This window comes from Dyella terrae, from assembly GCF_022394535.1.
In the GTDB taxonomy this organism is placed as follows: domain Bacteria; phylum Pseudomonadota; class Gammaproteobacteria; order Xanthomonadales; family Rhodanobacteraceae; genus Dyella.
On the sequence record NZ_CP089414.1, the window covers coordinates 745,581 to 757,734 of the forward strand.

General features: G+C 62.7%; 3 protein-coding genes. 2 read left to right on the plus strand and 1 reads right to left on the minus strand.

Going from position 1 to position 12,154, the window contains the following annotated elements:
• Positions 1–19: 19 nt before the first annotated feature.
• Positions 20–931, minus strand: a complete 912-nt coding sequence (locus tag DYST_RS03030; RefSeq protein ID WP_239949944.1) for a LysR family transcriptional regulator — start codon at positions 929–931, stop codon at positions 20–22.
• Between the two features lie 166 nt (positions 932–1,097).
• Here DYST_RS03030 and DYST_RS03035 point away from each other — a divergent pair, with 166 nt between their 5' ends.
• Both DYST_RS03035 and DYST_RS03040 read left to right on the plus strand, forming a co-directional pair.
• Positions 1,098–1,895 carry a response regulator transcription factor gene (locus tag DYST_RS03035; protein ID WP_239949946.1) on the plus strand — a complete coding sequence of 266 codons (798 nt, stop codon included), beginning with the start codon at positions 1,098–1,100 and terminating at the stop codon, positions 1,893–1,895.
• 581 nt (positions 1,896–2,476) lie between these two features.
• On the plus strand, positions 2,477–12,109 hold the full coding sequence (locus DYST_RS03040; RefSeq protein WP_239949948.1) for a YDG domain-containing protein: 9,633 nt from the start codon (positions 2,477–2,479) through the stop codon (positions 12,107–12,109).
• Positions 12,110–12,154: the final 45 nt, after the last annotated feature.

The following is a 12,154-nucleotide window of genomic DNA, read 5'->3' on the forward strand; positions in this document are numbered from 1 at the left end:
CGCCGTATCCTCGAAGGCGTCAGGCCATGATCGCGGCTGGCTCAACGCCCGCGATGGATGCCTTTTCAAGGTGCTTGCGGATAAATCGGATCATGTCGTGCGTGGCATGGCCTGCGGCTTCGCGCTGTCGCGTCAGTGCATATAAGGGCCGTATTGGCATGGCGTCGGTCGGGCAGGCGACCTGAAGTTGCCCTTGTCGAATATCGTCATGGCACAGATAGAGCGGCAGACAGGCAAAGCCCAGCCCGGCGCGTGCGGCGGCCATGAGCGAGCTCACCTGGTTGCTGGCAAAGCGTGGCGATGATCGGCGGCCGTGGGATACCGACAACTTTGCGGGCTCCCAACCAACCAACTCGATAAGCTGTTGATCGGGTATCGAGCCAGGGCTATCGGGTCGGCCTGCTTGCGCTAGCAGGCGAGGGCTGGCCACCACGACCTGCCGTAGAGCGCCCAGCGGGTGCGCCACGATATCGGCGCTGTCCGGAAGATCGGTGCCCGCATGGAGCGCCACGTCGGTGTGGTGGTTGAGCAACGCGTGCCAACCGTTTCCACTCAGCATCACGTTCAGGCGCGTATCGGGATGTTGGGTATTGAACGCGTCAAGCATGCCGCTCACCAGACCAAGCAGCGCGTCGCTGGCATGGATACGGACATGTCCGCCCAGTGCGCCTTTGGCTGTTGCCGCCACAGCCTGGGCAGCGTCACGAAGGTGCAGGGCGTGACGGTAGACCTGTTCGCCCATGGGCGTCATGGAGAAGCGTCGGGCATCCCGATGCAGCAGGCGCGCACCCAGGCGTTTTTCCAGCTCGATGACGCGTCTGCTCAGACGCGACTTGGTGGTTCCGGACTGGCGCGCGGCCGCCGAGAAACCGCCTGCTTCGACGACTACCGTGTACAGGTAAAGATCCAGCAGATTGTCTGCTTCGTTCATTGCTGCGTCCTTCGCGGCGCGACCATGGCGCCGGAAATGCACCCCTTGGGCTAGGGTAGTCGCGCTGGGTGGGACGATCTTTTGCCGGAAGGTACGGCACCTTTGCCGGAGCGCCCGGAAGCGTCTATAACGTGCAGCGGGTCGTCCGTTGCCGGCGACGGGGCGGGTGTTCAAGGGGAATCGTGCGTTGGCGCAGAACCAGCCGTTTGTACTGATCATCGACGATCACCCGGAAGGCATTCGCGCGGTGACGGAGTTGCTGCGCGCGGAGTCGATACGCGTCAATCTCGCCACGGATCCGCAACAGGGTTATCAACGCGCGCAGGCGCTGCGGCCTGACCTCATCCTGCTGGACGTGCGCATGCCGGGCCAGGACGGCTTCGCGGTTTGCCGCATGCTGAAGGCGAACCCCCGCACGCAGGACATACCCGTCATTTTCCTCAGCTCGGCCAATGCCGACGGGGAACGTTTGGAAGGATTGGTCAACGGCGGAGTGGATTACATTCTCAAGCCGTGCCTGCCCATGGAAGTACTGGCGCGAGTACGCATCCACCTGAAGCTGAGTTCCCGTGCCGCCAGTGCCGAAGCGCCGACGGAGCCGGATGCCCTGTTATCACCGGACGAGGTGACGCTGCGGGCGGCCATGCGCTTCATTCATGCCAATCTCGCCGGGTTGCCTTCGCTGGCGGAGATCGCCGGCAAGGCGGGGACGCACGGCAAGCGGCTATCGGTGATTTTTCGCGAGCAGCTTGGGGTGACGGTGTTTCACTGGATCAGGGAAGAGCGGCTGCGTCGCGGCCGCGAGCTGCTTGCCGACTCGCGCATGAGCATGCAGGACATCGCCGAACAGGTCGGCTTTCGAAGTGCCTGCAACTTCACCACTGCGTTCCGTGAGCGCACAGGCGTGACGCCCACGATGTTCCGGTCGAGTGCACAGGCCGGTAGCGGTAGTGAAGAGGATTGATCGCCCTCGCGCGATAGAAGAGGCGCTCCCTCCGGCAAAGCATCGCGCACTGTCGCGCGCATGTCGGCAGCGATAAGGGCGGGGCGTTTCGCATCGTCATGACACTCGCGCCATTTGCCGACTCGCTTTGGACAAAGGCCCAGTCGTCGCGTCAGGCGTGACGTAGAGTCCTGCCCTTGGATCTTTTGTGTGACCTGAGTCTCACTTACCATGCTTGCCGTCGACCGATACGTCTGATTGCCACCCTCGGCTCGATCTGCTGTCACGCGGAAGGATTTGCTGGCGATTGATGGCACCCCATAGCGGTGCGCATCGACGATTGGAAACGGATTCACAGGGGCCTTAGACCCACCACCGAGAAACAGGGGAACACGGCAAACGACGACGTCGGTTGCCTTCGACATCGCATAGCGTATGCGGCAACGCCTTTCCGCTTTCAGTGGAATCGGGGCGACGGGCGTTGCACGTTTTTTCGCAGCAGGAGTTCTCCTTGACGACTGTTTCCTGACCATCTGCGATGGCCGGGCAGTGGCTCTGTGTGTCCGTATTTTTCTTTGTTGAAGAACAGGACGCGCTTCGCCATGAACCATATCTATCGACTCTGTTGGAATCGCGCACTGCGCGCATGGGTTCCGGCCTCCGAGCTGGCGAAGGGCAAGGCCGTCGGCGTCACTCGCCGCGGCGCGGCGGCACGCACGCCCCTCATGCTTTCGCTGCTGTCGGTATCGCTGGGAATGACCGGTCTTGCCTGGGCAGGTGTCGCGCCCACGGGCGGGCAGGTCGTGGCGGGTTCGGGGCAGATCCAGCAGTCCGGCAACGTCACCACCATTCAGCAGAACAGCCAGACGTTGTCGCTCAACTGGCAGAGTTTTGATGTGGGCGCGGGACAGACGGTGAATTTCCAGCAGCCCGGCACCAGCTCCATTGCGGTCAACCGGATTCTTGGCAATACCGCCAGCGACATCGAAGGCCATCTCAATGCCAACGGGCAGGTATGGCTGATCAATCCCAACGGCGTCCTGTTCGGCAAGGGCGCTCAGGTGAATGTCGGTGGCATCGTGGCGTCCACGCTAGATCTGGACGACAGCACGCTGGGCACGGACAACGTGCGTTTCGCTGGCAACGGTCGCGGCAAGGTGGTGAACCAGGGAAGTATCTCTGCGGCGCCGGGCGGTTACGTGGCGCTGCTGGGCAATCAGGTCTCGAACCAGGGCGTTATCCGTGCGCAGTTGGGCACCGTGGCCCTGGGCGGCGGCACTGCCATGACGCTGACCTTCAAGGACAACCACCTGATGCATCTGGTGGTGAACGAGAACACGGTCCGCAGCCTGGTCGAAAACCGTCAGTTGATCGTCGCCGACGGCGGCAGTGTGCTGATGACGGCGGGCGCGCGTGCGTCACTGATCGACAGCGTAGTCAACAACACGGGCACGGTGCAGGCGCACAGCGTGGCCGAACACGATGGCACCATCACACTGCTCGGCGGCATGGAGGCCGGCACTGTGCAGGTGGGCGGCACTCTGGACGCCAGTGCTCCGCAAGGCGGCAATGGCGGCACCATCGAAACCTCCGCGGCGCATTTTGTTCTGGCGGGTGACGCGCATATCACGGCAGCTTCGGCTTACGGCAAAGGGGGCACGTGGTTGGTCGATCCGGTCGACCTGACTATCGACGGCGCCGCTGCCACCACCATCTCCAATACGTTGAACGGTGGAACCAGCGTTACCGAGCAGACCACGTCGACTGGTTCATCGGGCCTGGGCAATGCCGTTGCAGGCAGCGGCGACATCAACGTCAATGCGGCGATCAACTGGAATTCCGCCGCCACGCTCACGTTGGATGCTTACCGCAACATCAACGTCAACGCGGCCATCACCGGTTCGAATGGCGGCGTGGCACTCAACACGGGTTACGGCAACGGCGGCAACACCGGCAAGCTCACCATCGCCGGCACGGGCAGCGTGTCCGCGGGTAGCGGCGCCACGATCAACACGGGCGCCTTCGTCAACAACGGCTCGTCCTCGGCGCTGGGCGCCAAGTGGATGCTGTACACCGTCAATCCCGCGGCGAACACGTTGGGCGGCATTACCCCGAACTACATCCAATACAACGCCACGCAAGGCTCGACGCTGGCCGCGAGCGGCAACGGGCTGCTCTACAGCGTGGCGCCGACGCTGACGATCGGCGGGCTGACCGGCACGGTCAGCAAGGTGTACGACAACACCGCAGCGGCCAGCTTCGCGGGCGCCAACTTCAACGCCACCGGCCTGCTGGGCGGGGATGCGATCAGCTCGGCGACGGGCGGCAGCTACGCGTCGGTCAATGTCGGTAACGGCATCACCGTCACCTCGCCGGGAGCAATCGGCAGTTTCGTGATCACCAACGGCGGCATACCGGTGTACGGCTACGCGCTCGGCGGCTCGCCAATCTCGGCCGCCGTTGGTGCGATTACGCCTGCTCAGTTGACCGCGAAGATCATCGACACGCCGACCAAGATCTACGACGGCACCACGACGGCCACGCTGGGCTCGTCCAATTACGAGATCGATGGCTTCGTGAGTGGCCAGGGTGCGGCGGTATCGCAGCCAAGCTCGGTCGCCTATGCCGGTTCCAGCGCGGGATCGCAGCAGGTGAACGCCACCTTCTCGGTCACCAACTTCAACGCCAACAACGGCACCAGCCTTTCCAACTACATCCTGCCTACGGCGGCCACCGGGCTGGGCTACATCAACCAGGCGCCGTTGCTGATCAGTGGACTGCTGGCGAGCAACAAGGTGTACAGCGGCACTGCGGATGCATCACTGGTCACCAGTGGCGCCTCGCTCTACGGCATCATTCAGCCGGACGTGGGGCAGGTATCGCTCAACTATGGTCTGCTGACCGGCGCTTTCGCGCAGTCCAACGTGGGCAATGGCATCGCCGTTAGTGTCGGCACCGGTGCCGCTCAGCTGACGGGCAACAAGGCCGGCAACTACTACCTGGTCGCGCCTAGCGGACTCACTGCCAATATCACGCCCAAGGCGTTGACCATCAGTCAGGTCACGGCGTCGAACAAGACCTACGACGGCACCACCACCGCGACGCTCAACACGGGCTCGGGATCGTTGTTCGGTGTGGTGGGCACCGATAACGTCACGCTCAGCAGCGCTGGCGCCACAGGGAACTTCAGCCAGTCGGACGTGGGCAACAACCTCGCGGTCAGCACCAGCGGTTTCGGCCTTGGCGGCACGGCCGCTGCCAACTACACGCTGATACAGCCGACGCTGTACGCCAACATCACGCCAGCGCTGCTGACCATCAGCATGACCGGGACGCCTGAGAAGACCTATGACGGCACTCAGGCCGTGACGCTGGGGCAGGGGAATTTCAATATCACCGGCTTCGTCGGTTCGCAGCACGCGACGGTGTTCCAAAGCTCGGCGTCCTACGCTACGCCCAATGCCGGCTCGAATATCGATGTGACGGCAACGCTGCAGCCATCGGATTTCACGCCGGCTTCCGGCACGTCGATGTCCAACTACACCTTTGCCAGCACCGTCGTCGGCTCCGGTCTGGGCAAGATCGATCCGTTGCAGCTTATCGGCCAGATCGTCGGCAACCCGACCAAGACCTACGACGGCAACACCAATGCATCGTTGAGCGCGTCCAACCTGCTGCTGCAGGGGCTGCTGCCCGGGCAGAGCATCACGGCCAGCTTCAGCGGCACCGAGTCGGGCACCTATGCGAATGCGAATGCAGGTGCCTGGAAGGTGACTGCCGGCAACCTGCCGGCGGGCGACTTCACCGCGGGCAACGGCACGTTGCTATCCAATTACATTCTTCCCGTCGCCTGGACCGGCTCGGGCACCATTGTCCCCGCGCCGCTTTCCGGGCAGGTAATCACGGCGGGCATCACCGGCGCCTCCAAGGTTTATGACGGCACCGTCTACATCACGCTGGGTGCAGCCAACTTCCTCTTGAGCGGCTTTGTCGGCGGCGACAACGCCACAGTGAACAGCGGCGCCAGCATCCAGGGCACGTTTGGCCAGTCGGATGTGGGCACCAACATTCCGCTGTCGGCCACGCTCCATATGAGCGACCTGTCCGGACAGGGCAGCACGAACCTCAACAACTACACGTTGGCTGCGCCGTCCCTCGGGGTGGGCAATATCACGCCCGCCCCGTTGATCGTCAGCATCATCGGCAACCCGACCAAGGTCTACAACGGCAGTATCGATGCGGCGCTGACCTCGTCCAATTTCAGTGTCACTGGCTGGGCGACGGCAACCGGCGAAGGTGGCTCGATCAATCCCACGGCGACAGCACAATACGACTCGATCAATGCTGGTGCGCGCACTGTCACGGCGGTACTGGCGCCGGGCAACTATGTGACGAACGCCAATACCAAGCTCAGCAACTACACGCTGGTCTACTCGGCCAGTGGCGCTGGCACCATCACCCAGGCGCCGCTGTATATCACTGGCGTATACGCGACCGGCAAGATCTACGACACCACCACCAAGGACACGCTCAATACCGCTGCGGCGGGCCTGGCGGGACTGGTCAGTGCGGACGTGGGTAACGTGTCGCTGGATGTGAGCGGTGCATCGGCCAACTTTGCGCAGAAGAACGTCGGCACGAGCCTGGCGGTGACCGCCAGCGGCTTCGCCCTCACCGGCGGTCAGGCATCGAACTATCTGTTGCAACCGCTTACGGGTCTGTTCGCCGATATCAACAAAGCCACCCTGACATTGTCGGGCGTGACCGCCAACAACAAGACCTACAACGGCAACAACGCCGCGACACTCACCGTCAGTGGATCGGCGGCACTCAACGGCGTGCTCGGCAGCGACACCGTTGGATTCGACACCAGCGGGCAGGGCGCCACGTTCGTTACCGCCAATGCCGGCACCAACCTGGCCGTGACCACGAGCGGCTTCACGCTGACCGGTACGGACGCAGGCAATTACCAGTTGAACCAACCGGCCGGATTGACGGCGACGATCAATCCCGCACCGCTGACGGCCATCATCACTGGCAGCCCGACCAAGGTGTACGACGGCACGAACTCGGCCACGTTGACCGCTGGCGACTATCAGCTTCAGGGCTTCGTGGGCACCGATGGTGCAAGCGTTCCGCAGTCGGCGACGGCGAGCTACGTGACCAAGAACGCGGGTACCGGGTTGGGCGTGGAGTCCACCTTGGTGACGTCGGATTTCGTCGCCAATGGCGGCACCAACTTGGCCAACTACATTCTTCCGACGACGGGTTTTGGCACGAATGGCGTCATCACGCCGCTGGTGCTCAACCTGACGGCTACGCGCATCTATGACGGCACATCCAACGCCAATGCATCGCTGTTTGGTCCGTTGCAGGGCGTCAATGGCGAAACGCTGGGGTTGAACGGCAGCGGCACCTTGTCCAGCAAGAACGTCGGCAGCAAGTGGAGCTTCAACAGCTTGGGCTCGCTGCAGCTCGCCGATGGTTCGAACGGTGGACTCGCCAGCAACTACACGCTGGTCGGCGGTACCGACTGGGTGACGATTACACCGCGCCCGTTGACGGCCACCTTCGACGCGAGCAACAAGGTCTATGACGGCAATACCACCGACACGCTGAGCAATGCCGCGCTCGTGGCCGACAACGGCTCGACCAGCAGCGGCCTGGTCGCCGGGGACAGCGTCAACTTGACCAATCCGACGGCCGGCAATTTCAACAACAAGAACGCGGGCAACGGCAAGACGGTCACGGGCGCCATGGGCATCACCGGCACCGATGCGGGCAACTACATCTTCACCAATGGCACAGCCACCGCCAACATCACGCCCCTTGCCATCACCGTGTCGGCGACCGGCAAGAACAAGGTCTACGACGGCAACACCAATGATCCCGGCCTGACGCTGGCCGGCGCCGGCGTGCTCACCGGTGACACGATCAACTTCGCCAGCAATTCGGTGGCGTTCAGCGATGCGAATGTCGCCAACGGCAAGACCATCACCGTCAACAACATTACGGCCGGCGGTGCCGATGCGAACAACTACACGTTCAATACCAGTGCCACCACGACGGCGAACATCACGCCTTACCTGATCAATCTGACCGGTTCGCGCCTGTACGACGGCACCGTGGGCGCTGGCTATGCACTGTTCAGTAGCAACGGCGTGCTGTCGACGGGCGTCAACGGCGAAACACTGACGCTGTCGGGGATTGGTTCTGCGGCGGACAAGAACGTTGGCAACGGCAAGGGTGTTGCCTTCGGAACGCTGGCTTTGTCCAACGGCTCGAGCGGCGACCTGGCCAGCAACTATCAGTTGAACAGTGCCAAGCTCACCATCACGCCGCGTCCATTGACGGCCACGTTTGACGCAAGCAACAAGGTCTACGACGGCAACACGGGCGACTCGCTCAGCAACGCCGCTCTCGTGGATGCCAATGGTTCGCTGACCAGTGGCCTGGTCGCGGGTGATGACGTCAGCCTGACCAATCCGGCGGCGGGCAACTTCGCCGACAAAAACGTTGGCACCGGCAAGACCGTGACGGGTGCCATGGGCGTGTCCGGTGCGGACGCCGGCAACTACGTTTTCACCAATGGCACGTCCACCGCGGATATCACCAAGCGCGACCTTACGGTGGGCGCCGTCGGCAGCAACAAGGTCTACGACGGCAATACCTCCGCGTCCGTGACCCTGGGTAGCGATGGCGTGGCGGGCGACAACCTGACCTACGCCGATACCTCCGCAAGCTACGGCGGCAAGGACGTGGGCTCGTACACGATCAATGTCCAGGGCATTTCGGTGGGTGGTACCGATGCGGGCAACTACAACCTCATCAACACCACGGCAACAGCCGGCGGCAACATCACCCCGGTGGTGCTGAACCTGAGTGGTTCGCGCGTCTATGACACCACCAATCAGGCAGGTGTCGGTACCTTCAATGGCGGCGGCACCCTGGCAGGCGTCAATGGCGAAACGGTGACGCTCAATGGTCCTTACACGCTCGCCAGTTCGAATGCAGGCACGTACAACCATGCCTGGCAGGCCGGCGACGGCCTCGGCCTTGGCAATGGCGGCAACGGCGGCATCGCCAGTAACTACGTCATCGGCAATGTTTCGTATACGGTGACGCCGTACGTGCTTGACCTCAACAGCACACGGGTCTACGACGGCACGGTGAATGCTGATGCCTCGCTGTTCGGCACAGGTGGTGTGCTTACCGGCCTGAATGGCCAGACGGTGAGCTTGGGCGGCACTGGCCACGTGGGCGACAAGAACGTGGGCAACAACAAGGCGTTCGCCGACTTAGGTTCACTGGCGTTGTCCGATGGCAGCAATGGCGGCCTCGGCAGCAACTACACGCTGATCGGTGGTACCGACACGCTCACCATCACGCCCAAGACCATCAGCGTGACCGCCACGGCGAACAATAAGGTGTATGACACCACGGATGCCGCAGCGGTGGCGTCTCTCACAGGCAACGGAACGATCGCGGGCGACACACTGACCTACGGTTCGGGTGCAGCAACTTTCGCCGATGCCAATGCAGCGAACGGCAAGACGGTAACGGTCAATGGCCTGACGCTGGGCGGCGCAGACGCGGGTAACTATCAGCTCAGCGGCACGACGGCCACGACCACTGCCAACATCACCCCGTACGTGTTGAACCTCAACGGCACGCGTGTATACGACGGCACAGTGAACGCCGACGCCAGCCTGTTCGGTGCCAATGGCGTGTTGGCCGGTTTGAACGGCCAAACGGTGAATCTGGGTGGTGCCGGCCACGTAGGCGACAAGAACGTAGGCAACAACAAGGCGTTCGCTGATCTGGGTTCGTTGACGCTGTCCGATGGCAGCAATGGCGGCCTCGGCAGCAACTACACGCTGGTCGGCGGCACCGACACGCTCACCATCACGCCCAAGACCATCAACGTAACCGCCACGGCGAACAACAAGGTGTACGACACCTCGGATGCGGCGACGATAGACACGCTGACGGGTAACGGCATCATCGCCGGTGACGCGCTGAGCTACGGTTCGGGCGCGGCAACCTTCGCCGATGCCAACGCGGCGAACGGCAAGACGGTGACGGTCAATGGGCTGACACTGGGCGGCACGGATGCGGGCAACTACACGCTTGCCAACACGACGACCACGACCACCGCCAACATCACGCCGTACGTGCTTAACCTCAACGGTACGCGCGTCTACGACGGCACGGTGAATGCCGATGCCTCGCTGTTTGGCACCGCTGGCGTGCTGGCCGGCTTGAACGGCCAGACGGTGAGCTTGGGCGGCACTGGCCACGTAGGCGACAAGAACGTGGGCAACAACAAGGCGTTCGCCGACCTGGGTTCGCTGGCGTTGTCCAACGGCAGCAATGGCGGCTTGGGCAGCAACTACACGCTGGTTGGCGGTACCGATACGCTCACCATCACGCCCAAGATCATCAGCGTAACCGCCACGGCGAACAACAAGGTGTACGACACCACGGATGCGGCAACGGTGGCGTCTCTCACCGGCAACGGAACGATCGCGGGCGACACACTGACCTACGGTTCGGGTGCAGCAACTTTCGCCGATGCCAATGCAGCGAACGGCAAGACGGTAACGGTCAATGGCCTGACGCTGGGCGGCGCAGACGCGGGTAACTATCAGCTCAGCGGCACGACGGCCACGACCACTGCCAACATCACCCCGTACGTGTTGAACCTCAACGGCACGCGTGTATACGACGGCACAGTGAACGCCGACGCCAGCCTGTTCGGTGCCAATGGCGTGTTGGCCGGTTTGAACGGCCAAACGGTGAATCTGGGTGGTGCCGGCCACGTAGGCGACAAGAACGTGGGCAGCAACAAGGCGTTCGCCAACCTCGGATCGCTGGCGCTGTCGAATGGCAGCAATGGCGGCCTCGGTAGTAACTACACACTGGTCGGCGGCACCGACACGCTCACCATCACGCCCAAGGCGCTGGGCGCGACGGCGACCGCAAATGATCGCGTGTACGACGGCACCGTGATCGCCGGCCTCACCGGTGCGAGCCTGGTGGGCTTGGTGGGCGGCGATCAGGTCGCGCTGAACAACGCGAGCCAAGGTACGTTCGCCGACAAGAATGTGGGCAACAGCAAGGCCGTGACCACGAACATGACCATCGGCGGCGCCGATGCAGGTAACTACGACTTCACCACGGCCACTGGCATCACCGCCAACGTGACACCCAAGTTGATCGACGTGACCGCGACTGCGGCGAACAAGGTGTACGACACCACGGCGGGCGCCACTGTGACCACACTCAGTGGCAATGGATTGATTGCCGGTGACGCGGTGAGCTTCGGTTTTGGCTCGGCAAATTTCTCCGACGCTAATGCCGCCAATGGCAAAACGGTGACGGTCGGCGGCCTTACCAAAGCCGGTGCTGACGCCGGTAACTACACGCTTGCCAACACGACGACCACGACCACGGCCGACATCACACCTTATGTGCTTAGCCTCAATGGCACGCGTGTGTACGACGGCTCGGTGAACGCGGGTGCGGACTTGTTCGGTGCGAATGGCGTGCTGACGGGCCTGAACGGCCAGACGGTGAACCTGGGCGGCACGGGCCATGTGGGCGATAGGAGCGTGGGCAACAACAAGGCGTTCGCCGACCTAGGTTCGCTGGCATTGTCCAACGGCAGCAATGGCGGCTTGGGCAGCAACTACACACTGGTCGGTGGTACCGACACGCTTACCATCACGCCCAAGACCGTTGTCGTGAATGCCACGGGCACGGACAAAATGTTCGACGGCAATACGTACGACACGGTAACGCTTGGCAGTCAGGACATCCTCACGGGTGACCTGGTACAGATCGGGAAGCTGGCGGCGAACTTCTTTGATCCCAGCGTCGCCAACGGCAAGACTGTTTCGGTGACCGGCCTGCAATTGAGCGGAGCGGATGCGGGCAACTACGTGCTGTCCAGCACCGCAACAACGACCCGGGCCAGCATCACTGGTGCGCGCCCATCGGCCTTCGGTATCGACGATGGCCTTCTGGCGCAGCTATCCAGCGCGGTCGGTCCGGCCGAACTCCCAACGCCTTATGGCCTGGCCGCTCAGGACACCGTGGGGCCCTATACGGGCAACAAGAAGAAGCTGCATCACCCGGTGGAGCGCAATGTATCGCGTGACGATTTCACTTCCGGACTGTCCCTGAGGGTGATTGATGGTGGCCTGCGCGTGCCAGTGCAGGCGCTGCCATGAAGGATGCAGGTGACCCTTCTTCGACACCGCGTCTTTCGTCAGTCA

Bases quoted from the DNA above. Each gene is read 5' to 3' on its own strand.
- DYST_RS03030 (WP_239949944.1), bottom strand. From the start codon at position 931: ATGAACGAAGCAGACAATCTGCTGGATCTTTACCTGTACACGGTAGTC.
- DYST_RS03040 (WP_239949948.1), top strand. From the start codon at position 2,477: ATGAACCATATCTATCGACTCTGTTGGAATCGCGCACTGCGCGCATGG.